This window comes from Streptomyces rhizoryzae, assembly GCF_023155275.1.
GTDB lineage: Bacteria > Actinomycetota > Actinomycetes > Streptomycetales > Streptomycetaceae > Streptomyces > Streptomyces rhizoryzae.
Genome location: NZ_JALMUV010000021.1, coordinates 1 through 26,643, shown reverse-complemented (window position 1 = coordinate 26,643; position 26,643 = coordinate 1). Strand labels below are relative to the sequence as shown.

The window sequence follows — 26,643 nt, the reverse complement described above, 5'->3', positions numbered from 1 at the left end:
ACGGGCGGCGAGGGGCTGGTTCGGCCGGTGTCCGGGGTGGGGCGGGTGCCGTCTTCCGGCCGGCGAGGGACGGTGGGGGCGCGTCCGCGGCACGTGCCCGCGGCCCGCGTCTGCGGACCGCGTTCACGGGACGCGGCTCAGGTCCGCGGCTCAGGTTTGCGGGACGCGGCTCAGGCTTGCGGCGCGGTGAACGTCACCTTCTCGGCCGCCGTGCGATCCGCCAGCGCCGCCTCGTCCAGCCGCTCCACGTGCCGGCACAGCACCACCGAGCCACCCGCCGCCAGCGGCGCGTACAGCCCGAACGACAGCCCCCGCCACGTGTCGTACGGCAGCCCCGACAGCACCCGCGGCGCCTCGGGCATCCCGGCCGCCGCCGCATCCGCCAGCGCCCGCGCCCCGATCTCCGCCCCGGTCAGCTCCACCGCACCGGCCACCAGCGCCGGCGCCCCCGGATCCACCGGTACGAACGGCGCGAACCGGTCACCCTGCCCCGGAACCTCCACCGCGTAGTCCGCGAAACCCGCCGGCGGCTGCGGGAACCGGCCGCCCAGCGGACGCAGCGCCAGCGCCACCCGCTCCCCGGAACACGCCCGCGCCGCATCGAGCGTGTCCGGCCCGCTGACGACCAGATCGGCCGCCGCCGGATCACCCCCGACGTCCGCCACCACGCCCACCGACGCACACGCCAGCAGCCACACGGCGGTCTGCCAGTGGGCCGGCAGCAGCAGCGCCAGCCGGTCACCCGGCTCGGCGGCCAGATCACCCTGGAGGTAGTTGGCGGTCTTCGCCACCCAATTGGCGAAGGTCGCGACGGACAGTTCCACCCGTTCACCGGTGGCATCGTCGTAGAAGGTCACCAGCGGGCGGGCCGGGTCCGCGGCGAGCGCGGAACCGAGCAGGTCGGCGGGGGTGCGATCGATGGCGTTCATCGCCGCCAGGGTACGCGCGGCGCCCGCTGACGGTCAGTCCGGTACGCCGCGGACCGGCCACCGGATCGGCCGATGACCCGTCAGACCAGCGATGGCGCGTTGCCCCGCGCCGTGCCCAGGATTTCCCATGCGCCCCTTCCTCACGACCTGCCTCGGCGCCGCCTGCACGGCCGCCGTCCTCCTGCCCCCCAACTCGGCGACGGCACACGCCCCGGGACCGGCGGCCGGAGGTCCCTCGGGGACGGCCGCTGAGCCCCCGTCAGTCACGGCACCGGCCGCCGGGCACCCCGCCCGTACGGAACCGGGCCCTCGCGTTCTCCCGGGGCCGGGCCTCCCCCTGGGCGCTCGCCTCCCCTCGGACGGGGCCGGGGGCGGGGCCGGCCGGCGCGTACCGGCCCCGGGCCCGGTCACCGCGTCCGCCCCCGTACGCACCGGCGAACTGCCGGGCGCCACCCAGTCCCTGCCCTTGGACGACCTCCTGGCGGGGACGGCGGGTACCGGCGGGACCGCGGGCACCGGAGGAGAGCCCGGCGGCCCGGGAGGCGCGCAAGGCCCGCGGCCCGTGGGGCAGCCGGGGCACCTGGGGCAGCTGGGGCAGCTGGGGCACCCGGGACACCCAGGGCACCCGGGACACCAGGGGTACGCGAGAAAGCCCGGAAGCCCGGTAGGCCCGGTGAGTCAGGTAAGCCCGGTGAGCCAGGGGAGCCCTGCGGGCCAGGGAAGCCCGGCGAGTCAGGGAAGGCAGTCGAGCCAAGGACGCCCGGCGAGTCAGAGAGGCTCGGCGAGTCAGGGAAGTCCGGCGGGCCAGGGGAACCCTGTGAGCCCCGTAGCCCCTGACGCCCCGTCCGCTGCCCGTTACGCAGCCTCGGCCACCCACCCAGGCGCCACCGCCGCCCGGACAGCGACCTCCCCCCAGACTGTCCCCTTCGGACCCTTCGGACCCTTCAGCCCCTCCGGCCCCACAGTCCGCACTCTCACGGCCCGCAGCGTCCAGCCGTTCTCCCTCGTCGGCGTCGTCTGGGACGACGCCACCGCCCCCCTGCACGGCCGCGCGCAGGTCCGCACCCGCGCCCGCGACAGCGGCGCCTGGTCCGCCTGGCAGGAGCTCCAGACCGACACCGACGACGCCCCCGACCCGGGCGCCGGTGAAGGCGGCGGCACCCCCGCCCGCGGCAGCACCGCGCCCCTGTGGGTCGGCGTCAGCGACGCGGTCCAGCTCCGCCTCACCCTCCCCGACGCCCACCGCGCCACCGCCGCCCTCCCGCACGGCCTGCGCCTGGAACTCGTCGACCCCGGCCCGGACACCCCCGTCGTCCGCGGCGGCCCGCCCGCCACCCCCGAAGCCACCGCCAGTTCCGCCGCGAACGCCGCGCTGGTGCCGCTCGGCGCCACCGAGATCCCCGCCGCCGACCAGGCCACCGCCGCCCGCACCGACATCCCGGCGGCCGGCGGGCGCATCCCCGCCGACCCGGTCCACATCGGCGCCCGGCCCCGCATCGTCACCCGCGCCGGCTGGGGGGCCGACGAGAAACTCCGCGAGGCCCGCTTCGTCTACACCCGCACCGTCCGCGCGGCCTTCGTCCACCACAGCGCCACCGGCAACAACTACACCTGCGCCCAGGCCCCTTCGGTCATCCGCGGCCTGTACCGCTACCACGTCAAGAGCAGCCACTGGCGCGACATCGGCTACAACTTCCTCATCGACAAGTGCGGCACGATCTACGAGGGCCGGGCCGGCGGCGTCGCCAAACCCGTGCTCGGCGCCCACACCCTCGGCTTCAACAACGACAGCACCGGCATCGCCCTGCTCGGCTCGTTCGGCAAGCTCGCGCCGCCGGCCCCCGCCATCGAGGCCCTCGGCCGGCTCACGGCCTGGAAACTCGGCCTGTACGGCGCCGACCCGCGCGGCCGCACCCCGATGACCTCCACGGGCGGCAACCTCTACCCCAAGGGCAAGGTCGTCCGGCAGCACGTCATCTCCGGCCACCGCGACGGCTACAAGACCGAATGCCCCGGCGCCCGCCTCTACGCCGACCTCCCCGCCCTCCGCGAAACCGCCGCCCGCCTCCAGGGCCGCTGACCTCAGCCTTTCCGTTGTCCACAGCCCGGCCGCCGTCCACAGCCCGGCGGGCCCGCCGCCCGGATCGCCTAACCTGGCCGCATGCCCGCCCGCACCTGGGTCCCGCCCGGCCCGTACGACCTGCACCGCACCCTCGGGGTGCTGTCCCGGGGCCCCGGCGACCCGGCGTACGCGGTCCGCGGCGACGAGATCTGGCGCGCCAGCCGTACGCCCGCCGGCCCCGGCACCCTGCGCCTGGTGGCCCGCCCCGCCGAGGGCTGCGTGATCGCGACGGCATGGGGCCCCGGCGCGGAGTGGCTGCTGGAGCACCTGCCGGAGCTGCTCGGTGAGTCCGACGAGCCCGAAGCGCTGACCGCCCGGCACCGCGTCGTGCACGAGGCGCGCCGCCGCCACCCCGGCGTCCGCCTCGCCCGCACCGGCCTGGTCCTGGAGTCACTGATCCCCTCGGTGCTGGAGCAGAAGGTCACCAGCGACGAGGCGTACCGCGCCTGGCGGCTGCTGCTCCAGCGGCACGGCACCCCCGCGCCCGGCCCGTGGGACCGGCTGCGGGTGATGCCCGACCCGCGCGGCTGGGCGCTGATCCCGTCCTGGGAGTGGCACCGGGCGGGCGTCGACGCCAAGCGGTCGTCGGCGATCCTGCGCGCGGTGCGGGTGGCGGCCCGTATGGAGGAGGCCGCGCGGATGGACCTCGCCGAGGCCACCCGCCGGCTGACCGCGATACCGGGCATCGGCCCCTGGACGGCGGCCGAGACGCTCCAACGCGTGCTGGGCGCGCCCGACGCGATCACCGTCGGCGACCTGCACCTGCCGAAGATCATCGGCTATGCGCTCACCGGCCGCCGGGGCGCCACCGACGAGGAGATGCTCGAACTGCTCGCGCCCTACGAGGGCCAGCGGCACCGGGCGGCGAGGATGATCCTGCTCTCCGGCCTCGTCCCGCCCCGCCGCGCCCCGCGCTTCCCGGTGGGCGACATCGCCAGGCTGTGACGCGGGAGGCGGGAGGCGGGAGGCGGGAGGCACGACCCGGGGCGGGTTGCGCGACGCGGGATGGGTGGCGCGGGGCCTTCGGCTCCGGCCCGCGCCCCGGCTACCTGCTCGCGGCCGACCGCCCCTCCCCGTCCCCGGCCCGCAGCTACTGGCCCGGCTCCCGGCGCCGTTCTCAGCGCACCGTGACGAACGCCTCGGGTGGGCGGGGCGGGCGGGTGGTCGGGGGAGTGGCCGGGCGGCCGATGGCGACGGCGCCCATGGGTTCCCAGTCCGCCGGGAGGTCCAGGGCCGCCCGGACCACGTCGCGGCAGAACATCGTCGAGGAGATCCACGCCGAGCCCAGCCGTTCGCCGGCCAGGGCGACCAGGAAGTTCTGGATGCCCGCGCCGTGGGCCACGACGAACATCTCGCGCTCGGCGGCGCTGCGCCGCGCGTCCGGGTAGCTGTGCGCGCCGTCCAGGACCATGCACGGCACGGCGAGGTAGGGCGCGTTGCGGAGCACGTCGCCGCGGCGGACGCGCCGGGCGATGGCCTCCTCCGACCTGCCGTCGGCGCGCAGATCGGCGATCCAGGCGTCCCGCATCGCGTCCAGCAGGCGGGTGCGGGCCTCCGCGGACTCCAGGAGGACGAACCGCCACGGTGTGGTGTGGTGCGGGGCCGGCGCGGTCACCGCCGCGGCCACCGCGCGCCGTACCGCGCCCGGGTCCACCGGGTCGTCGGTGAACTCCCGGACCGTGCGCCGCAGCGTCACCGCCTCCCGGATCGCCTCGGAGGTGCCCAGCCGGAACATGTCGTCCGCGGCGTTCCGCACCAGCGCCCGCGCCCCCGGGTCGCTCCCGTCCTCGCGGCCGGCGTCCGCGACGCCCCCGGCGCGGCCCGCGGCCCCGCCGCCACCGCCCGGTTCGCCCTCGGCCCCGGGCGCCCCGCCGTACGGCCTGGCCTCGGCTCCAGGGATACCGCCGTACGGCTCGCCCGTGGCCCCAGGGGCGCCGCCATGCGGCTCGCCCTCCGCCCCGCTGCCGGTACCCGGATCGGCCGAGGCGCCGCCGCCCGTCCGCGTCGTGTCCGTGTCCGTCGTGTCCGTGTCCGGCGCCGCACCGGGCCCCGCCGCGTGCCCCAGTACGACGTGCGGCAGGCCGCGGACGACCGCGACCGGGAGGCCGGTGGCCTTGCCCTTCACCAGGTCGCCGGCGGCGGCCAGTTCGTCCGCGGTGGCGACCACCGTGGCGACCAGCGGGTTGCCGTACGCGTCGGTGCCGCCGCGCAGGTCGTCCAGGACCCGCACCCCGGCCGCCCCGATGGCGACGTCGGTCAGGCCGCTGCGCCACGGCCGCCCGAAGGTGTCGCTGATGACCACGCCGACGTTCACGCCGAGCGCCTCGCGCAGCCCGGTCCGCAGCGCGCGGGCCGAGGCGTCCGGGTCCTCGGGCAGCAGCAGGATCGTGCCGGACGGGGTGTTGGACGCGTCCACGCCGGCCGCGGCCATCACCAGCCCCTGGCGGTTCTCGACGATCCGCAGGGTGCCGCGGCGGGCCACCAGCCGGACCGTCTCGGCGTCGATCGCCGCCTCGCGGTCGGCGGCCTCGACGATCCGGCCCTCCGCCTTGCTCACGATCTTCGAGGTGACCAACAGGACGTCCCCGTCGGCCAGTTGGGGTGCCGTTCCGCCGGACACCGCGGCCGCGATCAGCTTGACGAGGTCGTCGCCCGGCTGCACCTCCGGGATCCCGGGCACGGCCCACACCCGATACCCGGGCACCTCCGCCGCCCCGGCGTCCGCCCCGCCCCCGGTCACCCCAGCCACCCCAGCTCCACCCGTCACTCCGGCACCACTCACCACCGCAGCAGCCGCATCCCTTACCTCAGCAGCACCCACCACGGCAGCAGCCACACTCGCCACTTCCGGCACCCCCGCCCGGCCCGAGGCTCCCGGCACCCCCGTCACCCCCGTACCTCCGCCGCCAGGGCGAGGGCCGTGCGGGCCATGGCGGCGGTGGCGTCCAGGTCCGTCATCATCAGGGGGACGGCGCGGCAGGGGATGCCGGCGGCCTCGACCTCGGGGACGGCGGCCGCGTCGACCTCGTCCACCAGCCAGCCGTCCAGCAGGCCGGCGCCGTAGTGCTTGGCCACCGCCGCCGCGGTGGACTCCACGCCGACCGCCTCCAGCACCTTGTCGGCCATACCGCGCACCGGGGCGTCGCCGACGATGGGGGAGAGGCCGACGACCGGGGCGGCGGCCTCGGCGACGGCCTCCCGGATGCCGGGTACGGACAGGATCGTGCCGACGCTGACGACCGGGTTGGACGGCGGGAAGAGGATCACGTCGGCGGCCGCGAGGGCCTCCAGGACGCCGGGGGCGGGCTTGGCCTGTTCGGCGCCGACCGGCACCACGGCGAGCGCCGGTACCGAGGCCCGCAGCCGCACCCAGTACTCCTGGAAGTGCACCGCCTTGCGCTCGCCGGTCCCGTCCTCGATGGCGACGTGGGTCTCGACCCGGTCGTCGGACATCGGCAGCAGCCGCACGCCGGGCTGCCAGCGGTCGCACAGCGCCTCGGTGACGGCGCTGAGCGGATAGCCGGCGCCGAGCATCTGGGTCCGCACGATGTGGGTGGCGAAGTCCCGGTCGCCCAGCCCGAACCACTCCGGTCCGACGCCGTACGCGGCCAGTTCCTCCTTGACCCGGAACGTCTCGGCGGCCCGCCCCCAGCCCTGGTCCTCGTTGATGCCGCCGCCGAGCGTGTACATCACGGTGTCGAGGTCCGGACACACCTTCAGCCCGAACAGGTGGATGTCGTCGCCGGTGTTGCCGATGACGGTGATCTCCGCGTCCGGAGCCGCTGCCTTCAGTCCCCGCAGGAAGCGGGCGCCGCCGATACCGCCGGCCAGAACCACAATGCGCATGCGGGTAAGTGTCGCAGCCGGACGGGTGGCGGGCGCGGGACGGGGGCGAGGCGGGAACGCCCGGTCGTCAGGGCGCCGCGGTCCCGGGGGCCGGGGCCGCGCCCAGGGCGGTGCGCGGTGCGGCGGGGGTGCCCGCGGCCGGCCGGTGCCGCGGGCGGGGGCGCATCGGCATCTCGGTCAGGCCGGGGAAGTACACGTGCAGGCTGACGGCCGGCACCAGGGCGTCGTTGACGACCTCGTGGACGTAGCCGGGGGCGAAGACCCGCTCCCGGCCGCCGGCCGGCAGGGCCCGCGTCCCGCCGGGGCCGTGCTCGGTCAACTCGCCCTCCAGCACGGTCAGTACACCCGAGGACGGGCCGTGGTCGTGCCGTCCGCTGCCCTGGCCGGGGAGCCAGCTCAGCAGCCACACCTCGTAGCCGACGGGGACCTGGGCGGCGCGGCCGGGGCCGGTGCTCCCGGGGACGGTGCGCAGCCGGTGGTACCAGCGGGTGGTGGCGTCGTAGCGGACCAGCGGGGCCCAGGACGCGCGGTCGGCGGCGATCGCGCGGGCCAGGCCGACGAAGCCGGCGACGGTCGCGGGGTGGGCGGGGACGGGCGGCAGGAGGTGGGGGAGGGCGAGCGGGTCGCCGGCGATCTGGACGTCGCTGTTCATGGGCGGATTCCTCGGCGGAAGTGCTGGGCGGCGCGCGGGGGTCCCGGCCAGCGGTGGCTGGAAAGGGGGTGCGGCACGGCGCGGGCCGTTCCTCGTGGGAGGCGCGGCGCGGTGCGCGCGGGGAGGGGTGCGCCGCGGGATGGCGCGGGCGCGGGGGGCTGGAGCTCAGTGGCTGCGACAGCTGGAACAGCGACAGCGGGCCTGCACGGCGCAGCGCGACCCGTAGGAACGGGTCAGTCGGTGCGCGGGGGTCGCTGGCATGCGGTCAAGGAGACACGGGGCGGCGGCGCGCTGTCAAACGGGGAGGGAGGTGTGGGACGGGGTTCACCTCATCCGGTTACACCGTCCGGAGAAAGGTTTATGCACCCCGGGGCGGGGACAAGCGGTCACCAACCGCCCCACGGCTGCCGTTGCGGACCTGTGATCCGGCTGTGATCTCGCCCGCTTCGGGGGGCGGGGTGCAACGCGGAACCCGTTCCGCGGCGTCTTGGTCGGTGGGATCGGGAGTGCGGGTCAACCGCCCGAGGAAGTGTCCTGGTTTTGCATGATTTGAACACTTTCCGCACGCGCTTGGTTCCGCAGAGTGAATAAGAGGCCCAATAGCAGATCTCGGCTTGACTGGCCCGGATCAGCACACTTGTAATTTCACTCGTGTCGTTCAGCCGAATTCGATCACGGCTTGATCACGGGGACGTAAAGACAGACGAGGGGCGCACATGACCGAGCTGTTCCAGGAATTGCTGGTCGAGGAGGCGGACGAGGAGCTCGGCTGGCAGGAGCGCGCACTGTGCGCCCAGACCGACCCCGAGTCCTTCTTCCCGGAGAAGGGTGGCTCCACCCGCGAGGCGAAGAAGGTCTGCCTCGCCTGCGAAGTCCGGTCCGAGTGCCTCGAATACGCCCTCGCCAACGACGAACGCTTCGGTATCTGGGGCGGACTGTCGGAACGCGAGCGGCGCCGGCTCAAGAAGGCCGCCGTCTGACCGTGACCCGCCGGCCCCCCGTACCCGCTCCGCGCGGCCGCGCCGACCACGCCGCCGCACCACCCCAACTCCCCATATCCCCCTATAGCGAACCCACCGCCTCCGGCGCCCCGCCCGCCGGAGGCGGTCTGCTGTGTACGGACCCGGTCGGCGGCCGCGCGCGAAGCATTAGTGTGGGGCCCCGTCCGAGACACGCCAACGCCGCCGGCGCGGGGTGCGCGTGTCCCTCGTAGTCCGTCGCAGTGTCTTCCGGGGGCGGGGGCCTTGAGCGACTTCGCCGCGGGCCCCGGACCCCCGGGTCCGGAGGGCCCGTACCTCGATGTCCGTGCACAGCCAGCCGGCGGCCCAGGCCGCCCCGTACGCAGCCGCCACACCAGAGTTCCCGCGACACGTCGTCACCGCCGTGCTCGTCTCCCACGACGGCGGCCGCTGGCTGCCCGACGCACTGGCCGGCCTGCTCGGCCAGGAACGCCCGGTGCAGAACGTCATCGGCGCCGACACCGGCAGCGCGGACGACTCCGCCCAGCTGCTCGCCGAGGCGATCGGCGACGACCGCGTCCTGCACCTCGCCCGCCGCTCCGGCTTCGGCACCGCCGTCGACGAGGCCGTGCGCACCGCTCCCGTCCTCGGCCCGGACGACCTGCCCTACCTGCGCCGCCCCAGCGGCTGGGACCCGGTCAGCCGCACCTGGCAGGACGAGGCGTACGACATGCCGGAACTCCCGCACGGGGAGCCGGTCCAGTGGCTGTGGCTGCTGCACGACGACTGCGCGCCCGCCCCCGACGCCCTCGCCGCCCTGCTGCGGGTCGCCGACGCCAGCCCGTCCACCGCCATCGTGGGCCCCAAGCTCCGCAGCTGGTACGACCGCCGGCAGCTGCTCGAAGCCGGCGTCAGCATCGCCCGCAGCGGCCGCCGTTGGACCGGGCTGGACCGCCGCGAACAGGACCAGGGCCAGCACGACCAGGTCCGCCCCGTGCTGTCCGTCTCCACCGCCGGCATGCTCATCCGCCGCGACGTCTACGAGCAGCTGGGCGGCTTCGACCGCCGGCTGCCGCTGATGCGCGACGACGTCGACCTGTGCTGGCGCGCCCAGGCCGCCGGCCACCAGGTCCTGGTCGCCCCCGACGCGGTGCTCCGGCACGCCGAGGCCGCCGCCCGGGAGCGCCGCCCCATCGACTGCGTCGGCCGCTCGGTGGCCAGCCCGCACCGCGTCGACAAGGCGGGCGCGGTCTACACCCTGCTCGCCAACACCCGCGGCGCGCTGGTCCCGTACACCCTGGTGCGGCTGCTGATCGGCACCCTGCTGCGGGTCGTCGCCTACCTGGTCGGGAAGGTCCCCGGGCAGGCGCTGGACGAACTCGCCGGGCTGTTCGGCACCCTGCTGCGGCCCGGCAAGATCCTCGCCGCCCGCAAGCGGCGCGGGAAACCACCGGTGGACGCGGGTGAACTGCGGCCGCTGTTCCCGCCGCCCGGCGCCACCGTCCGGGCCACCGTCGAGCAGATCGCCGGCAACCTCGCCGGCCGGGCCGCCCCCGACGTGGCGTCCTCCGGCCGGCACGGCGCCGTCGAGTCCGGGCCCGGCGGCGACGACGCCGACTTCCTGGAGATCGAGCAGTTCGCCCGGCTCAAGCGGATCGCCCGCCGCCCCGCCCCGGTGCTCTTCCTGGTACTGCTGGTCGTCTCGCTGGTCGCCTGCCGCGGGCTGCTCGGCGGCGGTTCGCTGGCCGGCGGCGCGCTGCTGCCCGCCCCGGACGGCCTGGGCGCCCTGTGGTCGTCCTACGTCCAGGGCTGGCACCCGGTCGGCGTCGGCGACACCGCGTCCGCCCCGCCCTACCTCGCCGTACTGGCCGTGCTCTCCACGGTCTTCCTCGGCAGCACCGGCTTCACCCTGACCCTGCTGCTGGTCTGCTCGGTCCCGCTGGCCGGCCTGACCGCCTACTTCGCGTCCCGCCCGCTGGTCGCCTCCCGGCTGCTGCGCGCCTGGGGCAGCGTCGCCTACGCGTTCCTGCCCGCCGCGACCGGCGCGCTGGCCGGCGGCCGGCTGGGCACCGCCGTGCTGGCCGTGCTGCTGCCGCTGATGGCCCGTGCCGCGGTCGCCGCGAGCGGCCTGCGGCTGGCCCCCGGCACCCGCCCCGGCTGGCGCGCCGCCTGGGCCTACGCGCTGCTGGTCACCGTCACCACCGCCTTCACCCCGATCGTCTGGCCGATCGCGGTGGTGCTCGGCGTGGCGCTGCTGGTCCTGCGGTTCCTCGACGGCAGCCGCGGCCTGATCGTGGCGTACGCGCTGCGGTTCCTGGCCGTGGCGGTGGTGCCGCTGGTGGTGCTGGCGCCCTGGTCGCTGGCGCTGCTCGCGCACCCCTCGCGGTTCTTCCGGGAGGCCGGGCTGGACTACGGCGCCGGGTCCGCGTCCGTCCTGGACCTGGTCGGGCTCAGCCCCGGCGGACCCAAGGCGGTCGGCGGCGTCCTGCTGCTGGGCGTCGTCCTGGCCGCGCTCGGCGCCATGCTGCGCGACGAGCGGCGGACCGCGACCCGCACCGCCTGGGCGGTCGCCCTGACCGGGCTGCTGTGCGCCGCGCTCGGCAACGCGTCCGGCTGGACCGGCCCGGCCATGCTCGTCTACGGGCTGGCGCTGCTGTGCGCGGCCGCGGTCGGCGCCGAGGGCATCCGCACCCGGATGGCCGCGCTCGGCTTCGGCTGGAAGCAGCCGGCCGCCGTGCTGATCGCCGCGGCCTGCCTGGTCGCCCCCCTGTACGCCGCGGTCAGCTGGATGGTCACCGGGGCGGCCGGGCCGGTCGAGCGGCGCGACCCCACGCAGGTCCCGGCGTTCGTCGCCGAGGAGTCCTCGACCTCCGACCAGGCCCGCACCCTCGTCCTGGACGGTACGCCCGGCACGGTCTCCTACTCCCTCGTCCGCGGCTCCGGGGCCCGGCTCGGCGACGCCGACCTGGCCGCCGAGGCGGGCCCGGACGCCCGGCTCGACGCCGTCGTCGCGCACCTCGTCGCCGGGTCCGGCGCCGACCAGACCGACCGGCTCGGCGGCTACGCGGTCCGCTACGTCCTGGTCCGCAAGGGCGCCCCACGCGAGATGGGCCGCGTCCTGGACGCCACCCCGGGCCTGACCCGGCTCAGCCAGGACGACGGCAGCGCCCTGTGGCGGGTCGACCAGCGGGTGTCCCGGATCGCGATCGTGTCCGGAACGACCGAGGAGGGCACCGGCAGCGGCGACGCCGCCGCGCCCGTCCCGGTCCCGGCCGGCCCGGTCGAGGCGCACACCGCGAAGGTGCCCGCCGGGCCCGCCGGCCGGGTCCTGCGGATCGCCGACGCCGCCGACGACGGCTGGCACGCCACCCTCGACGGCACGCCGCTCAAGCCCGTCACGGTCGACGGCTGGGCCCAGGGCTTCCAGCTGCCGACCGGCGGCGGCCGGCTCGACCTCACCCACGACGCCCCCCTCGGCCACACCCTGTGGCTGTGGACGCAGGGCCTGCTCGCCCTCGTCCTGGTGGTGATGGCGCTGCCGGGCCGCCGCCGGGAGATCGACGACGACCTGCCCGAGGAGGCCGCCGCGGCCGCCGCTCCGCAGCCCGCGGGGGAGGGCCGCCGGGCCCGCCGGCTGCGGGACCGCGCCGAGGCCGCCGCGGCCGCGTCCCCGGCGGGCGCCACGACCGCCGGCACGGGCCAGGAGCCCCCGGCCGCCCCGGAGCCGGCCCCCGTCCCGGACCCCGCGCCGCCCGCCGACCCGTACGCCGCGGTCCCCGCGCAGCCCTCCTACGAGGACTGGCAGGCCGCCCCGGCCCAGGCCCCGGCGGACCCGTACGGCCACGCCCCGGCCGGCGACCCGTACCAGGCCGCCCCGTACCAGGCCGCCGGCTATCCGGCAGAGGGGTACCCGGCCGACGGCTATCCGGCCGAGGGCTACCCGCCCGGCGGCTATCCGGCCGACCCCTACCAGGCGGGCGCCTACGACCCGTACGGCTACGGCGCCCAGCAGCCCTACCCCGGCACCGCGCCGGAGCAGTCCGCGCCCTACCAGCAGCCCTACGACGGCACGACGTATCCCGGCGCCTTCCCCGAGCCGCGCCGTGACGGGAGCGAGCAGCAGTGAAGCGCACCATCTTGTCCCTGACCGCCGCGGCGGCCGCACTGGCCGCCGTCACCGGGGTCGCCGCGGTCGCGGCCCCGGGCGGCGCCCCGGCCGCGGCGCCCGCGGGCGGCACCCGGCTGCCCGTCCAGCGGTCCACGCTGGTCTGCCCGGCGCCCAGCTCCTCCGAGGTGGCCGACACCACCTACACCGCGTTCGCGCCGCCGGGCGCCGCGGCCGGCGCGGACACCAAGAAGGGCACCGCCCAGCTCCAGCCGGCCGGCACCGTCGCCGACAGCGGCGGCAACCCCGCCGGCAAGGGCGGCCGGAACGCCAAGGACGGCAAGGGCGCCAAGGACACCAAGGGCCCCGCCGGGGGTGCGGACGCCGGCGGGCCGCGGACCGTCCCGCCGCCCGACACCAAGCCGGTGGTGCCCCTGACGCAGGCCGGGAAGCCGGTCACCGCGTCCACCGACAGCGCCGACGCCCCGGCGCTGACCGGCAACGCCGACGGGCTGCTGGCGCCCGGCTGGACGGTCCAGCAGACCACCGCGATCGCGGCCGGCTCCGGCCGCGGGCTCCAGGGGCTGAGCTGCACCGCCCCGGACACCCAGTTCTGGTTCCCCGGGGTGAGCACCGCCTCCGGCCGCACCGACTACGTCCACCTGACCAACCCCGACCCGGTGCCGGCCGTCGTCGACCTGGAGCTGCGCGGCAAGGACGGCCCGCTGTCGGGCGGCGGCGGCGAGGACATCACCGTCCCGCCGCACACCACGGTCCCGGTGCTGCTGTCCACCCTCACCGGCACCCCCGTCGACGGTGCGGCGCTGCACGTCACCGCCCGCTCCGGCCGGATCGGGGCCGCCGTGCAGGCCGCCGACGGCACGCAGGGCGGCGACTGGCTGCCACCGGCCGCCGACCCGGCACCGTCCGCCGTCCTCCCCGGCATCCCGGCCGACGCCACCGACGTCCAGCTGGTCGTGGTGGCCCCCGGCGACTCCGACGCCGACCTCAAGGTCCAGCTGGCCACCAAGACCGGTCTGATCACCCCGGCCGGCCTGGAGTCCCTGCACGTCAAGAGCGGGATGGCGGTCACCGCCGACCTGAAGGGCCTCACCCGGGGCGAGGCCGGTTCGCTGGTCCTCACGCCGGGCGACGACGGGTCCGCCGCACCGGTCACCGCCGCCGTGCGGGTCACCCGCGGCAAGGGCGCCGACCAGGAGATGGCCTTCATCCCGGCGACCCGCCCCCTGGAGGCGCGCGGCACCGCCGCCGACAACCGGGACAAGGGCAGCACCCTCTTCCTGGTGGCCCCCGAGAAGGGCAAGGACGCCACGGTGACGGTCACCGCCTCGGCCGGCTCCGGGGGCGGCACCCCGGCCTCCCGGACGTACACGGTCAAGGGCGGCACCACCCTGGCGGTCACCCCGCCGCGGCCCGCCGGCCTCAAGGGCGCCTACGCGCTGACCGTCGCCCCCAAGCCCGGCGGCGGCCCGGTCCACGCCTCGCGGATGCTGGCGCTGCCCCAGGGCGGGGTGCCGGCCTTCACCATCCAGCCGCTGCCCGACGACCGCGGCTCGGTGCTCGTCCCGTCCGCCGGCCAGGACCTGTCGCTGCTCACCCGCTGACCCGGCGCCCGGCCCGCCCCGGACCCGCGCTCCGGCTCACTCCTGCCCGTAGCGCGGGTCCACCGACTCCGGTGCCAGCCCCAGCAGGTCGGCGACCTGCTCGACGACGACCTCGTGCACCAGCAGCGCCCGCTCGTCGCGGCCCTTGCTGCGGATCTCCACCGGCCGGCGGTAGATCACGATCCGGTCGCGATATCCGCCCTCGGCCGGCAGCGCCCGGCCCAGCGGCACGCCCTCCTCGTCCGCCAGCGGGTCCGGATCCCCGTCCGGCCCGAAGCCCGGCACCTCCAGCACCAGGAAGTCGACCTGCGCCAGCTGCGGCCAGCGCCGCTCCAGCCGGTCCCGGGAGTCGTAGACGAGATCCGCGAACGCGTCGGCGCGGGACACCGACAGCGGCACCTGGGGCGGGGCGATCGGGCCGCGCATACCGCGGCCGTGCCGGTCGCGGTGGCGGGGCCGCGGCGCCGCCGGGCGGGGAGGTACGGGACTGTCCATCAGATCGAGCGTAGCCCTCCGGGGACGGCCCGCACCGCGTTGTGCGACAACTCGCCACTTGTCGCCGGGTGACCGGACCGGACCCCCTTCGGATCGTTTGCGGCCCCGCCTCCGACCGCCCCGCCCCTGCGTCCTGACATGAATTGCCCCACCTCGTCCGGAGGTGCCGCCCGCCGCACCGCCCCGCGGCTCCGGCCCCGGTCGCGGGGTGCAGGTCAGACGCATCGGACGAAGCGGGACGACACGGTTGGGTGAGCCGGGGCGGAGTCGTCGCGGCCCGCTCAAGAGTGCGGTACCGTCCAACGTCGTGAGCCCTGTACGTCGCTGTTCGCGCACTGCGTGCGGCCGCCCCGCCGTCGCAACGCTGACGTACGTCTACGCGGATTCGACCGCCGTGCTCGGACCGCTCGCCACCTACGCCGAGCCGCACTGCTACGACCTGTGCGCCGAGCACTCCGAGCGCCTGACCGCCCCCCGCGGGTGGGAAGTCGTCCGCCTCGCCATCGACTCCGGCCCCGCCCGGCCCAGCGGCGACGACCTCGAAGCCCTCGCCAACGCCGTCCGCGAGGCCGCCCGCCCCCAGGAGCGCGCCGCCGGCGGCACCGACACCCCGGCCCCCACCGGACGCGACGGCCACCCCATGGAGGTCGCCCGCCGCGGCCACCTCCGGGTCCTGCGCTCACCCGACTCCTGACCGGCCCGCGCTCAGTCCTCCCGGACCGCCACCGGCCCGCCCGCCGCCGTACCCGGCTTGTTCACGGCCCCCGCACCGAACCTGCGGGTAGGTTTGTGACTCCGACGCGACTCCAGGAGGGCTTGGCTGTGACTGATCTGTCGCAGATCGTGAAGGCGTACGACGTGCGCGGTGTGGTCCCCGACCAGTGGGACGAGACCCTGGCCGAACTCTTCGGCGCGGCCTTCGTCGAGGTCACCGGCGCCGACGCGATCGTCATCGGGCACGACATGCGGCCCTCGTCCCCCGGCCTGGCCGCCGCCTTCGGACGCGGCGCGGCCGCCCGCGGCGCCGACGTCACCGAGATCGGCCTGTGCTCCACCGACCAGCTGTACTACGCCAGCGGCGCACTCAACCTGCCCGGCGCGATGTTCACCGCCTCGCACAACCCGGCCCGCTACAACGGCATCAAGATGTGCCGGGCGGGCGCCGCCCCCGTGGGCCAGGACACCGGCCTGGCCGACATCCGCGCCCTGGTGGAGCGCTGGAGCACCGAGGGCGCCCCGGAACCGGCCGCCCGGCCCGGCACGGTCACCCACCGCGACGTCCTCGCCGACTACGCCGCCCACCTGCGGTCCCTGGTGGACCTCACCGCCATCCGCCCCCTGAAGGTCGTCGTCGACGCCGGCAACGGCATGGGCGGCCACACCGTCCCCACCGTCTTCGAGGGCCTGCCGCTCGACCTCGACGCCCTCTACTTCGAGCTCGACGGCTCGTTCCCCAACCACGAGGCCAACCCCCTCGACCCGAAGAACATCACCGACCTGACGGCCCGCGTCCGCGCCGTCGGCGCCGACCTCGGCCTGGCCTTCGACGGCGACGCCGACCGCTGCTTCGTCGTCGACGAGCACGGCGACCCGGTCTCCCCGTCCGCGATCACCGCCCTGGTCGCCGCCCGCGAACTGGCCAAGCACCCCGGCGGCACGGTCATCCACAACTGCATCACCTCCTGGTCCGTCCCCGAGGTCGTCAAGGAGCACGGCGGCACCCCCGTCCGCACCCGCGTCGGCCACTCCTTCATCAAGGCCGAAATGGCCCGCACCGGCGCCGTCTTCGGCGGCGAGCACTCCGCGCACTACTACTTCCGCGACTTCTGGAACGCCGACACCGGCATGCTCGCCGCCCTCCACGTCCTGGCCGCCCTCGGCGAACAGGACCGCCCGCTGTCCCAGCTCGTCGCCGCCTACGACCGGTACGCCGCCTCCGGCGAGATCAACAGCACCGTCGACGACCAGACCGCCCGCCTCGCCGCCGTCAAGGCCGCCTACCAGGGCCGCGACGGCATCACCCTCGACGAGCTCGACGGCCTCACCGTCACCGCCCCCGACTGGTGGTTCAACGTCCGCCCCTCCAACACCGAACCGCTGCTCCGCCTCAACGCCGAGGCCCGCGACCGCACCACCGTCGACCGGGTCCGCGACGAGGCCCTGGGGATCATCCGCGGCTGACCGCCCGGCAACGGCCCGGTGGAGGCGTGTGGCCCGGCGGCGCCCCACCGGGCCACACCCCCTCCGGGCAGGCCCCGCCCCCCGCACCGGCGGTACGCTGGCCACGCCGCAACCACGCCGAAGGAGCGCCCGATGCCCGTCGAAGCCAGCCTGCTGGAGATCCTCGCCTGCCCGGCCTGCCACGCCCCGCTCACGGACCGCACCGCGGCGGACCCGGCCGAGCTGGTCTGCACCTCCGCCGACTGCGAGCTGGCCTACCCGGTCCGGGACGGCATCCCCGTCCTCCTCGTCGACGAAGCCACCCCCAAGGGCACCCCCACCGCCTGACCCGGTACCAGCCCGCCGGCGAACGGAGGCCGCGCCACCATGCTCGACGAGTCCCTGCTCGACGCTCCCGAGGCGCTGGCCGGCGCCGACCGCTTCGGCCTGCTGCGCGCCGTCGCCGAATCCGGCGCCCGGGTCCGCACCGCCGTCCGCAGCGCGGCCGAGGCCGGCATCGCCGAACTGACCCCCGACGGCCGGCCCCGCGCCGTCCTGGTCGCCGGCCCCGGCCCGGCCGCCGCCGGCGTCGCCGACCTGCTGCGCGCCCTCAGCGGCGGCAGCTGCCCGGTCAGCCTCCTCCAGCCCACCGGCGTCGCCCCCGTCCCCGGCGCGCTGCGCTGGACCCTCCCCGGCTGGGCCGGCCCGCTCGACCTGCTCCTGCTCGCCGGCCCCGACGCCGCCGACCCCGGCCTGGCCGAACTCGTCGAGCAGGCGTACCGCCGCGGCTGCGCCGTCGTCGCCGTCACCCCCGCCGGCGGCCCCCTCGCCGACGCCATCATCCAGGCCCGCGGCCTGGCCGTGCCGCTCGCCACCACCGCCTACGACGCCGAGTTCGACCTCGAGGGCGCCCCGCCCGCCGCCCCCGGCACCCTGTGGTCCGTGCTCATCCCGCTGCTCGCGCTCGCCGACCGGATCGGCCTGATCAGCGCCCCGCCGGACGCCCTCGGCTCCCTCGCCGACCGCCTCGACCAGGTCGCCGAACGCTGCGGCCCGGCCATCCCCACGTACACCAACCCCGGCAAGACCCTCGCCGCCGACCTCGCCGACGCGCTCCCGCTGATCTGGACCGAGGGCCCGCTCGCCGGCGCCGTCGGCCGCCACTTCGCCACCGAACTCGCCGGCCTGGCGGGCCGCCCCGCGCTCGCCGCCGAGCTCCCCGAGGCGCTGCTGACCCACCGCACCCTGCTGGCCGGCGCGCTCGCCGCCGGCGCCGACCCCGACGACTTCTTCCGCGACCGCGTCGAGCAGCCCCCCGCCCTGCACGCCAGGATCGTCCTGCTCCGCGAACGCGCCCCGGACGCCCTGTCCGCCACCCGCGCCGCCCAGCAGCTCGCCGACGAACGCGACACCCCCCTCAGCGCACTGGAACCAGGCACCGGCAGCGACCTGGAACGCGCCGCGGAACTCCTCGCCATCGCCGATTTCGGCGCCGTTTACCTGGCGCTCGCCGGCACCGAGTGATCATGGCGGGGCGCCGCCCGGCGGCGCCCCGCCGGACCGCCCCGCACCGTCAGGAAGCAGCCCCCCATGGACCGCCTCGTCAACACCGTGCGCCCCTACGCCTGGGGCTCCACCACCGCCCTGCCCGACCTCCTCGGCGTCCCGCCCACCGGCGAACCCCAGGCCGAGATGTGGTTCGGCGCCCACCCCGGCGCCCCCTCCCGCCTCGACCGCGGCCACGGCCCGGTCTCCCTCGCCGACGTCATCGCCGCCGACCCCGAGGCCGAACTGGGCCCCGACACCGTCCGCGCCTTCGGCCCCCGCCTGCCGTTCCTGTTCAAACTCCTCGCCGCCGGCGCCCCCCTCTCCCTCCAGGTCCACCCCGACCGCACCCGGGCCGAGGCCGGCTACGCCGCCGAGGAGGCCCGCGGCATCCCCCTCGACGCCCCGCACCGCAACTACAAGGACCGCAACCACAAGCCCGAACTCATCTGCGCCCTCACCCCCTTCGAGGGCCTCTGCGGCTTCCGCCACCCCGCCGAGACCGCCGACCTCCTGGAGGACCTCGGCATCGGCGACCTCAAGCCCTATGCCGACATCCTGCGCGCCGAGCCCGCCGAGGCCGCCCTGCGCGAGGTCCTCAGCGCCGTCCTCGGCGCCGAACCCCGCGCCCTCGCCGACACCGCCGACCGCACCGCCGCCGCCGCCGAGCGGCTCGCCCCCAAGGGCGGCCCGTACGCCGCCGCCTACGCCGCCTGCGCCACCCTCGGCCACCACCACCCCGGCGACCCCGGCATCCTCGCCGCGACGCTCCTCAACCACGTCCGCCTCCAGCCCGGCGAAGCGCTCTTCCTCGGCGCCGGCATCCCGCACGCCTACCTCAGCGGCCTCGGCGTCGAGCTGATGGCCAACTCCGACAACGTCCTGCGCTGCGGCCTGACCCCCAAGCACGTCGACGTCCCCGAACTCCTGCGCGTGGTCCGCTTCGCCCCCCGCGACGCCGCCGTGCTGCGCCCCGAGGACACCGGCGGCGAGGAGGTCTACGACACCCCCGCCGGCGAATTCCGGCTCTCCCGCTTCGTCCTCGCCCCCGGCAGCGCCCCCCACCCGCTGCCCGCCGGCCCCCCGCAGATCCTCCTGTGCACCGCCGGCGCCGTCCGCCTGACCAGCGATCGCGGCACCACCCGGGAGGCCGCCCTCACCCCCGGCGGCGCCGTCTTCGCCCCCGCCGGCGAACACCTCACCGCCGCCGGCGACGGCACCCTCTTCCGCGCCACCGTCGCCGTCTGACCCACCGCCCCCGGCCCCCCCCGGGGACGAACCTCGCCGCCGCGCCCGCGGACCGGGCTGCAACAATGACCGCCGCACGGCATTAAAGGGGCGGTAAAGCCCGGTCTACGGAAGGGACATGGCGCACCCATGAGCGCATCCGGCGGTACCAAGGCGATCGTGGCGGCGCTCGGCGCCAACCTGGCGATCGCCGCGGCCAAGTTCGTCGCCTTCGCCTTCAGCGGCTCCTCCTCGATGCTCGCCGAAGGCGTCCACTCCCTCGCCGACTCCGGCAACCAGGGCCTGCTCCTCCTCGGCGGCAAGCGCGCCCAGCGCGCCGCCACCGAGGAACACCCCTTCGGCTACGGCCGCGAGCGCTACATCTACGGCTTCCTCGTCTCCATCGTCCTGTTCACCGTCGGCGGCGTCTTCGCGCTCTACGAGGGCTGGGAGAAGATCCAGCACCCCGTGCCGCTGGAAGCCTGGTACTGGCCGGTCGGCGTCCTGGTCTTCGCCGTCGTCGCCGAGGGCTTCTCCTTCCGCACCGCCGTCAAGGAGTCCAACGCACTGCGCGGGCAGCAGAGCTGGGCGCAGTTCATCCGCCGCGCCAAGGCCCCCGAGCTGCCCGTCGTCCTCCTGGAGGACTTCGGCGCCCTGATCGGCCTCGTCCTCGCCCTCGGCGGCGTCGGCCTCACCCTCGCCACCGGCAACAGCGTCTGGGACGGCATCGGCACCATGTGCATCGGCGCCCTGCTCGTCCTGATCGCCCTCGTCCTCGCCGCCGAGACCAAGTCCCTGCTGCTCGGCGAGGCCGCCGGCCCCGACCAGGTCGCCCGGATCCGCGCCGCGCTCGTCGACGGCGACGTCGTCACCCGCGTCATCCACATGCGCACCCTCCACCTCGGCCCCGAGGAACTCCTCGTCGCCGCCAAGATCGCCGTCCAGCACGACGACACCGCCACCGAGATCGCCCGCGCCATCGACGCCGCCGAGGCCCGCATCCGCGAAGCCGTCCCGATCGCCCGCGTCATCTACCTCGAACCCGACATCTACGACGAGCGCGCCGCCGCGGCCGCCCCGCCCGCCGCCGGCTGACCCCGCCCGGCCGCCCACCGCACAGAACCGGCCAACGTCCACACGGTCTGGGGTCACGGACCCGATCGGTGTAAATTCGATCCCAGTGCCAGACGTCGCTGCTGATGGCGGTCGGGCGGCCCGCACCGCGGACCGGCCGAGGGAGAGAGGGCCTCCGACGGACTGCGCTGCGGCAAGGGGAGAGGTGTACCGGCCCCCACGTAGGCTCGGTGCGCCCGGACACCACCGGGGACCCCGACCCGCGCCGCAGACTGCCCGAATTGCCCGACCGACCTCGACATCCGAGGAGCAGCACGTATGACGACAGCAGCCACCGGCCAGGACTTCAAGGTCGCCGACCTTTCCCTCGCCGCCTTCGGCCGCAAGGAGATCACCCTCGCCGAGCACGAGATGCCCGGCCTGATGGCGATCCGCAAGGAGTACGCCGACCAGCAGCCCCTCAGCGGCGCCCGGATCACCGGCTCCCTGCACATGACCGTGCAGACCGCCGTCCTGATCGAGACCCTGGTCGCCCTGGGCGCGCAGGTCCGCTGGGCCTCCTGCAACATCTTCTCCACCCAGGACCACGCCGCCGCGGCCATCGCCGTCGGCCCGGACGGCACCCCCGACAACCCCCGGGGCGTCCCGGTCTTCGCCTGGAAGGGCGAGACCCTCGACGAGTACTGGTGGTGCACCGAGCAGGCCCTGACCTGGCCGGACGCCCCCACCGGCGGCCCGAACATGATCCTCGACGACGGCGGCGACGCGACCCTCCTCGTCCACAAGGGCGTCGAGTACGAGAAGGCCGGCCAGGCCCCCGCGGTCGAGACCGCCGAGAACGACGAGCACCGCGCCATCCTGGAGCTCCTCAACCGCACCCTCGCCGAGAACCCGCAGAAGTGGACCAAGCTCGCGTCCGAGATCCGCGGAGTGACCGAGGAGACCACCACCGGCGTCCACCGCCTCTACGAGATGCAGCGCGACGGCGTCCTGCTCTTCCCGGCGATCAACGTCAACGACGCGGTGACCAAGTCGAAGTTCGACAACAAGTACGGCTGCCGGCACTCCCTCGTCGACGGCATCAACCGCGCCACCGACGTCCTCATCGGCGGCAAGGTCGCGGTCGTCTGCGGCTACGGCGACGTCGGCAAGGGCTGCGCGGAGTCCCTGCGCGGCCAGGGCGCCCGCGTCATCGTCACCGAGATCGACCCGATCTGCGCCCTCCAGGCCGCGATGGACGGCTATCAGGTCGCCACCCTCGAAGACGTCGTCGAGACCGCCGACATCTTCGTCACCACGACCGGCAACAAGGACATCATCATGGCCGCCGACATGGCCAAGATGAAGCACCAGGCCATCGTGGGCAACATCGGCCACTTCGACAACGAGATCGACATGGCCGGCCTGGCGAAGATCCCCGGCATCGTCAAGGACGAGGTCAAGCCGCAGGTCCACACCTGGACCTTCCCCGACGGCAAGGCCATCATCGTGCTCTCCGAGGGCCGCCTGCTCAACCTCGGCAACGCCACCGGCCACCCCTCGTTCGTGATGTCCAACTCCTTCGCGGACCAGACCCTGGCCCAGATCGAGCTGTTCACCAAGCCCGAGCAGTACCCGACCGACGTCTACGTCCTGCCCAAGCACCTGGACGAGAAGGTCGCCCGCCTCCACCTGGACGCGCTGGGCGTCAAGCTCACCACCCTGCGCCCGGAGCAGGCCGCCTACATCGGCGTCGAGGTCGAGGGCCCGTACAAGTCCGACCACTACCGCTACTGAGCCGCCGCCGGCCCGCCCCCGGGCCGGCCCCCGGCACCCTCGGCAGCCGCCGGCACCAGGCCCCCGCCCCCTCGGCGGGGGCCTGACCCGTAGAGTCCCCGGAAAACCCCGCGCCACCGGCGCACCGCCCCACCCCCCTGTCCCAAGGACTGCACCCCCATGCCCCGCGGCCACTACTCCCTGTACGACCCGCACGACCACACCCCCCTCGGCGAGGAACACTTCCACTGCGCCCCCGGCCCCTCCGGCTGGCGCTACGTCTCCCAGACCCTCGACACCGCCGGCGAGCACACCGGCTCCGTCGACCTCACCCTCGACGACCTCGGCCGCCCGCTCCGCCTCGAACTGCACGCCCGCGCCTGGCAGGTCCGCGGCGCCGCCCTGGACGGCGTCACCTGGGTCCGCACCGACCCCACCGGCACCCACGCCACCGAGGGGAACGCCCCCGCGCACGCCTTCACCGGCGCCTCCCCGGCCTTCCTCGTCGCCACCGCCCGCCTGCTGCGCCCCGCCCTCGGCGCCGGCGCCACCCGCGTCCGGCTCGTCGCCTTCACACCCCCCGTCCTCGCACCCCGCACCCTCGACCAGTCCTGGGCCCTGCGTTCCAGCACACCACACGCCACTGACAGCGCCCCGCTCATCGCCGACGAATACCAGGTCACCGACCTCGAAACCGGCGAACAGCACACCGTCCACCTCGCCGGCGACGTCGTCCTGTCCGCCCCCGGCATCGAACTCGAATCCCTCGACACACCCCCGTCGACGTTCACCTGACGAACACCCGCCCCCACCGCCACACCCGCCCCCACCGCCACACCTGCCCCCACCGCCACGGCCGCCCTCGCCCCGCCGACGCCGCGCCACAGGAACGCCGCACGCCGCACGCCGGAGGCCGCACGGAGGAGAACGAGGCGGGAAACACGGAACCCGGCGGACGGAGAACGGGGTGCTGAGAGGGGGTTGAGCACCGGCGTGCCGGGGCCCGGCGCGCTGAGGCCGGGTCCCCGGGGTCCGGTGTGCTGGGACCGGAGCCCTGGGGACGAGGCCGGCGGTCGGGCTCCTGGGAACGGGTCGGAGATCCTGAGCCCGGCGTCCTTTAAAAGCCCACCTCCAGGGCCGGGGCCCGGGACCGTGCGTCCACGAGTCCGGGCCCGAGGCGCTGACCCCGGCGCGATGCGGCCGACCTCCGGAACGCGATGGCTGGACGCCGCCCGTCAGGCGCGGAACCGGGTCGCCCCCGGACCTGTCCCCCCACGCCGCAGCCCCGCCACCCTCGCGCCTCCGCGCCTCCGCGCCTCCGCGCCTCCGCGACGCCGGGCGCTGGCTCCAAGCCCCGGCCCCGGCGTCCGCCATCCCATTACGCCGGCGGCGCGAACCCGCTCCCCCCACGCGGTACCTCTCCACCCGCCGGACCACTGCCCTCACGCACCCCCGGCGCCACTCCCGCCCCCAGACCCACTTCCGCACCCGGCGACACCCCCGCACCCGACACCGCACCACCACGCGGCACCCCCGCAGCACCTGCCGACCCCGTGCCCCCAGGCGCCGCCCACGCCCCACCGGCCTGCCCACCCACCGGGACACCCGTACCGGGACCGGCACCGACACCGGCCACCCCGCCCCCTGCACCCCCACCCGGCACAGCCACCCCGGAAACCGGCGCCCCCGCGACCACCGCCCCCGAAGCCACCGTCCCCCCGGCGACCGCCCCCGCCGGCCCCGCCGCACCGCCGCCCGCCTGCACACCCCCGAAGGCCCGCCGGGACTCCCGCCCCTGCCGCTCCCGCACCACCGAGTCCAGATAAAGGGTCGGGTCCACCCCGGCGGGCACCTGCGCCCCCGTGTAACCCCGCAGATCGGCGGTGAGCCGCCCGGCCATCGCCGCACCCGCCGACGGGTCCAGCTCCCCGAGCCGCCCCAGGTACTGCCGCACGGCCAGCCACCACCCGTCCGGGACCCGGGACAGATCCAGCCCGCCCACCTCACCGGTCAGCCATGCGGGCGGCGCCGGCAGCAGCACCCCGCCGGCCTCCGCCTCCGGCACCCGCTCCCGGATCACCAGGGTCCCGGCGAACACGTCCCCCAGGCGCCGCCCCCGCGCCGACACCAGGGACGCGATCGACGCCACCACCCCCATGGTCATCACGATCTCGATCGCCCCCATGGCGCCCCGCACCAGCGCATGCCGGAACCGGATCGGCCCGCCGTCCTCCCGCACCACCCGCAGCCCGCAGATCAGCTTCCCCAGCGACCGCCCGTGGCTCAGCGTCTCCACCGCGATCGGAATCCCCACCTGCACCAGCACGAACGTCGCCACCGTCACCGCCGCCAGCACCGCCTCGTCCATCGAGGACAAGGCGGTCACCATCCCCAGCGTCACCGCGAGGTACGCCGCCCAGGCCACCGCGAGGTCCACCACCACCGCCAGCCCCCGGCTCGCCAGCCGGGCCGGCCGCAGCCCCAGGACCACCGCTTCACCCGTCACCAGCTGACTCATCCGCCCACTCCCTCACGCCTCGGTTCCCGGAGCCCGCCCTCCGGCCACCGTTACCGGTGGGCCACCCCTGAGGACCACGACCCCGCGCCCGGTCAGTCTGCCAAGCTGACCCGGCACCCACCCACCGCGCTGCGAGGAGCGACCCCCGTTATGGACCTCGATGTCTTCGTCACGGCCCACGGCGCCGACTGGGACCGCCTGGAAGCCCTGGTGAACCGCAAGCGCCGACTGACCGGCACCGAGGCCGACGAGCTCGTCACCCTCTACCAACGCACCACCACGCACCTCTCCCTCCTCCTCTCCAGCGCCCCCGACCCCGCCCTGACGGGCCGCCTGACCTCCCTCGTGGCCCGCGCCCGCAGCAAGGTCACCGGCGCCCGCAGGTCCTCCTGGCGCGACGCCGCCCGCTTCTTCACCACCGGGTTCCCCGCCGCGGTCTACCGCCTGCGCCACTGGTGGATCCCCACCGCGGTGCTCTCCGTCGCCGTCGCCGCCCTCCTGGGCTGGTGGATAGCGGCCCACCCCGAGGTCCAGGCCACCCTCGGCGCCCCCCAGGAGCTCCGCGAGATGACCCGCCCCGGCGGCGAGTACGAGACCTACTACTCCAGCCACCCCGCCGCGGCCTTCGCCGCCCAGGTATGGACGAACAACGCCCAGGCCGTGGCCCTCTGCCTGGTCTTCGGCGCCTTCCTCGGCCTCCCCGTCCTGTGGGTCCTCTTCCAGAACATGCTCAACCTGGCCGCCGGCCTGGGCCTGATGGCCTCCGCGGGCCGCCTCGACACCTTCCTCGGCCTGATCCTCCCGCACGGCCTCCTGGAACTGACCGCGGTCTTCGTCGCCGCCGGCATCGGCCTCCGCCTCGGCTGGACCGTCATCGACCCGGGCCCGCGCACCCGCCGCGCCACCCTCGCCGAGGAGGGTCGCGCCGCCCTCGGCGTCGCCCTCGGCCTGGCCGCCGTGCTCTTCGTCTCCGGCATCCTCGAAGGCTTCGTCACCCCCTCCGGCCTCCCCACCTGGGCCCGCATCGGCATCGGCGTCCTCGCCGAGCTGGCCTTCCTGACCTACGTCTACGTCCTCGGGGGCCGCGCGGTCCGGGCCGGCGAGACCGGCGACGTCGACGCCGCCGACCGCGACGCGCTCCTCCCGACCGCCGCCTGAGGTGCGTCCCACCCCGCTGACCTGCTAATCTCTCTCCATCCCAGCGATCCGTTGACACGGCTTGCTGGGTGAGGTAGATTCAAACGGTTGCGACGGACTGGACAGGTTCAACCGCGACGGTTAGCGTCTACGTCCGCTCCGGCCCCACCTTCACAGTGGCGGAGCGCACCGACCTCTTACAGAAGCCCGCTCGTTCATTCAGATCGAACGTCTTCTGATAAAGTCAAAAAAGCCGAAAGGCAAAACCCTTCCGACGGGTAATTCAGAACGGAATTCGCCTCGGCCGCTACGCGGTCCGACACGAAAGAAGATCTGATAAAGTCGGAAAGGCCGGAAAGCGAAAGCGAAACGGCCGGACCCCGCTCCAGCAGGGGGCCAGAGACGGAAACGGATCTGGTAAGGTTGGAACCGCGAGAAAGCCGAAAGGCCGGATCGCACCGGCGAAAATCGGAACCGAAAGGATCTGATAGAGT

The 26,643-nt window shown here is 75.5% G+C and carries 21 protein-coding genes; 14 read left to right on the top strand and 7 right to left on the bottom strand.

From position 1 onward, the window contains the following. Window positions 1-170: 170 nt before the first annotated feature. Window positions 171-929, bottom strand: coding sequence for a TIGR03089 family protein (locus MUU72_RS18225; protein ID WP_248014363.1), 759 nt, complete (start codon window positions 927-929; stop codon window positions 171-173). An 817-nt stretch (window positions 930-1,746) separates the two neighbouring features. Here MUU72_RS18225 and MUU72_RS18220 point away from each other — a divergent pair. Both MUU72_RS18220 and MUU72_RS18215 read left to right on the top strand, forming a co-directional pair. Further along, window positions 1,747-3,009, top strand: coding sequence for a peptidoglycan recognition protein family protein (locus MUU72_RS18220; RefSeq protein ID WP_248014362.1), 1,263 nt, complete (start codon window positions 1,747-1,749; stop codon window positions 3,007-3,009). Window positions 3,010-3,090: 81 nt separating this feature from the next. Continuing rightward, entirely contained in the window at window positions 3,091-3,996 is a 906-nt protein-coding gene (locus MUU72_RS18215; RefSeq protein ID WP_248014361.1) for a DNA-3-methyladenine glycosylase family protein, read from the top strand. A 172-nt stretch (window positions 3,997-4,168) separates the two neighbouring features. Here the strand turns inward: MUU72_RS18215 and MUU72_RS18210 are convergent, their stop codons facing one another. From MUU72_RS18210 to MUU72_RS18200, 3 genes are all read right to left on the bottom strand, one after another. Beyond that, window positions 4,169-5,800, bottom strand: coding sequence for a coenzyme F420-0:L-glutamate ligase (locus tag MUU72_RS18210; RefSeq protein ID WP_248014360.1), 1,632 nt, complete (start codon window positions 5,798-5,800; stop codon window positions 4,169-4,171). A 137-nt stretch (window positions 5,801-5,937) separates the two neighbouring features. Continuing rightward, window positions 5,938-6,897 (bottom strand): 2-phospho-L-lactate transferase, encoded by a 960-nt coding sequence (cofD, locus tag MUU72_RS18205; protein WP_248014359.1) that lies wholly within the window; start codon window positions 6,895-6,897, stop codon window positions 5,938-5,940. A 67-nt stretch (window positions 6,898-6,964) separates the two neighbouring features. Further along, window positions 6,965-7,549, bottom strand: a complete 585-nt coding sequence (locus MUU72_RS18200; RefSeq protein WP_248014358.1) for a cysteine dioxygenase — start codon at window positions 7,547-7,549, stop codon at window positions 6,965-6,967. A 716-nt stretch (window positions 7,550-8,265) separates the two neighbouring features. Here MUU72_RS18200 and MUU72_RS18195 point away from each other — a divergent pair. From MUU72_RS18195 to MUU72_RS18185, 3 genes are all read left to right on the top strand, one after another. Next, window positions 8,266-8,529 carry a WhiB family transcriptional regulator gene (locus tag MUU72_RS18195; RefSeq protein WP_003983763.1) on the top strand — a complete coding sequence of 88 codons (264 nt, stop codon included), beginning with the start codon at window positions 8,266-8,268 and terminating at the stop codon, window positions 8,527-8,529. Window positions 8,530-8,848: 319 nt separating this feature from the next. Further along, window positions 8,849-12,634, top strand: a complete 3,786-nt coding sequence (locus tag MUU72_RS18190; protein ID WP_248014357.1) for a glycosyltransferase — start codon at window positions 8,849-8,851, stop codon at window positions 12,632-12,634. Then, window positions 12,631-14,238, top strand: a complete 1,608-nt coding sequence (locus MUU72_RS18185) for a DUF5719 family protein (RefSeq protein ID WP_248014356.1) — start codon at window positions 12,631-12,633, stop codon at window positions 14,236-14,238. The genes MUU72_RS18190 and MUU72_RS18185 overlap by 4 nt, the downstream gene beginning before the upstream one ends. 36 nt (window positions 14,239-14,274) lie before the next feature. Here the strand turns inward: MUU72_RS18185 and MUU72_RS18180 are convergent, their stop codons facing one another. Next, the gene (locus MUU72_RS18180) at window positions 14,275-14,733 is read right to left on the bottom strand and encodes a metallopeptidase family protein (protein ID WP_248014355.1); all 459 of its coding nucleotides are present in this window, start codon (window positions 14,731-14,733) and stop codon (window positions 14,275-14,277) included. A gap of 247 nt (window positions 14,734-14,980) precedes the next feature. Here MUU72_RS18180 and MUU72_RS18175 point away from each other — a divergent pair, with 247 nt between their 5' ends. From MUU72_RS18175 to MUU72_RS18140, 8 genes are all read left to right on the top strand, one after another. Continuing rightward, on the top strand, window positions 14,981-15,427 hold the full coding sequence (locus tag MUU72_RS18175; RefSeq protein WP_248014354.1) for a DUF3499 domain-containing protein: 447 nt from the start codon (window positions 14,981-14,983) through the stop codon (window positions 15,425-15,427). 128 nt (window positions 15,428-15,555) lie between these two features. Next, the gene (locus tag MUU72_RS18170) at window positions 15,556-16,914 is read left to right on the top strand and encodes a phosphomannomutase/phosphoglucomutase (RefSeq protein ID WP_248014353.1); all 1,359 of its coding nucleotides are present in this window, start codon (window positions 15,556-15,558) and stop codon (window positions 16,912-16,914) included. Window positions 16,915-17,046: 132 nt separating this feature from the next. Continuing rightward, entirely contained in the window at window positions 17,047-17,241 is a 195-nt protein-coding gene (locus MUU72_RS18165; protein ID WP_248014352.1) for a Trm112 family protein, read from the top strand. A 39-nt stretch (window positions 17,242-17,280) separates the two neighbouring features. Beyond that, the gene (locus MUU72_RS18160; protein WP_248014351.1) at window positions 17,281-18,417 is read left to right on the top strand and encodes an SIS domain-containing protein; all 1,137 of its coding nucleotides are present in this window, start codon (window positions 17,281-17,283) and stop codon (window positions 18,415-18,417) included. Between the two features lie 66 nt (window positions 18,418-18,483). Beyond that, the gene (gene manA, locus MUU72_RS18155) at window positions 18,484-19,686 is read left to right on the top strand and encodes a mannose-6-phosphate isomerase, class I (RefSeq protein ID WP_248014350.1); all 1,203 of its coding nucleotides are present in this window, start codon (window positions 18,484-18,486) and stop codon (window positions 19,684-19,686) included. Between the two features lie 129 nt (window positions 19,687-19,815). Further along, on the top strand, window positions 19,816-20,760 hold the full coding sequence (locus MUU72_RS18150; RefSeq protein WP_248014349.1) for a cation diffusion facilitator family transporter: 945 nt from the start codon (window positions 19,816-19,818) through the stop codon (window positions 20,758-20,760). Between the two features lie 297 nt (window positions 20,761-21,057). Next, entirely contained in the window at window positions 21,058-22,515 is a 1,458-nt protein-coding gene (gene ahcY / locus MUU72_RS18145) for an adenosylhomocysteinase (RefSeq protein WP_248014348.1), read from the top strand. A 159-nt stretch (window positions 22,516-22,674) separates the two neighbouring features. Continuing rightward, window positions 22,675-23,289 (top strand): hypothetical protein, encoded by a 615-nt coding sequence (locus MUU72_RS18140; protein WP_248014347.1) that lies wholly within the window; start codon window positions 22,675-22,677, stop codon window positions 23,287-23,289. Window positions 23,290-23,872: 583 nt separating this feature from the next. Here the strand turns inward: MUU72_RS18140 and MUU72_RS18135 are convergent. Next, window positions 23,873-25,012, bottom strand: a complete 1,140-nt coding sequence (locus MUU72_RS18135; RefSeq protein WP_248014346.1) for an RDD family protein — start codon at window positions 25,010-25,012, stop codon at window positions 23,873-23,875. 150 nt (window positions 25,013-25,162) lie between these two features. Between MUU72_RS18135 and MUU72_RS18130 the strand changes: the two genes are divergently transcribed. After that, the gene (locus MUU72_RS18130; RefSeq protein WP_248014345.1) at window positions 25,163-26,170 is read left to right on the top strand and encodes a stage II sporulation protein M; all 1,008 of its coding nucleotides are present in this window, start codon (window positions 25,163-25,165) and stop codon (window positions 26,168-26,170) included. A 194-nt stretch (window positions 26,171-26,364) separates the two neighbouring features. Here MUU72_RS18130 and MUU72_RS18125 read toward each other — a convergent pair. Further along, the coding region (locus MUU72_RS18125; protein ID WP_248014344.1) for a hypothetical protein at window positions 26,365-26,643 on the bottom strand (279 nt) is incomplete at its 5' end.

What these genes read in the sequence shown, in the direction of transcription:
- MUU72_RS18225 (WP_248014363.1), bottom strand. Translation starts at nt 929, where the DNA reads ATGAACGCCATCGATCGCACCCCCGCCGACCTGCTCGGTTCCGCGCTC.
- MUU72_RS18215 (WP_248014361.1), top strand. Translation starts at nt 3,091, where the DNA reads ATGCCCGCCCGCACCTGGGTCCCGCCCGGCCCGTACGACCTGCACCGC.
- cofD (WP_248014359.1), bottom strand. Translation starts at nt 6,897, where the DNA reads ATGCGCATTGTGGTTCTGGCCGGCGGTATCGGCGGCGCCCGCTTCCTG.
- MUU72_RS18200 (WP_248014358.1), bottom strand. Translation starts at nt 7,549, where the DNA reads ATGAACAGCGACGTCCAGATCGCCGGCGACCCGCTCGCCCTCCCCCAC.
- MUU72_RS18195 (WP_003983763.1), top strand. Translation starts at nt 8,266, where the DNA reads ATGACCGAGCTGTTCCAGGAATTGCTGGTCGAGGAGGCGGACGAGGAG.
- MUU72_RS18190 (WP_248014357.1), top strand. Translation starts at nt 8,849, where the DNA reads ATGTCCGTGCACAGCCAGCCGGCGGCCCAGGCCGCCCCGTACGCAGCC.
- MUU72_RS18180 (WP_248014355.1), bottom strand. Translation starts at nt 14,733, where the DNA reads ATGGACAGTCCCGTACCTCCCCGCCCGGCGGCGCCGCGGCCCCGCCAC.
- MUU72_RS18165 (WP_248014352.1), top strand. Translation starts at nt 17,047, where the DNA reads ATGCCCGTCGAAGCCAGCCTGCTGGAGATCCTCGCCTGCCCGGCCTGC.
- MUU72_RS18160 (WP_248014351.1), top strand. Translation starts at nt 17,281, where the DNA reads ATGCTCGACGAGTCCCTGCTCGACGCTCCCGAGGCGCTGGCCGGCGCC.
- manA (WP_248014350.1), top strand. Translation starts at nt 18,484, where the DNA reads ATGGACCGCCTCGTCAACACCGTGCGCCCCTACGCCTGGGGCTCCACC.
- MUU72_RS18150 (WP_248014349.1), top strand. Translation starts at nt 19,816, where the DNA reads ATGAGCGCATCCGGCGGTACCAAGGCGATCGTGGCGGCGCTCGGCGCC.
- ahcY (WP_248014348.1), top strand. Translation starts at nt 21,058, where the DNA reads ATGACGACAGCAGCCACCGGCCAGGACTTCAAGGTCGCCGACCTTTCC.
- MUU72_RS18140 (WP_248014347.1), top strand. Translation starts at nt 22,675, where the DNA reads ATGCCCCGCGGCCACTACTCCCTGTACGACCCGCACGACCACACCCCC.
- MUU72_RS18135 (WP_248014346.1), bottom strand. Translation starts at nt 25,012, where the DNA reads ATGAGTCAGCTGGTGACGGGTGAAGCGGTGGTCCTGGGGCTGCGGCCG.
- MUU72_RS18130 (WP_248014345.1), top strand. Translation starts at nt 25,163, where the DNA reads ATGGACCTCGATGTCTTCGTCACGGCCCACGGCGCCGACTGGGACCGC.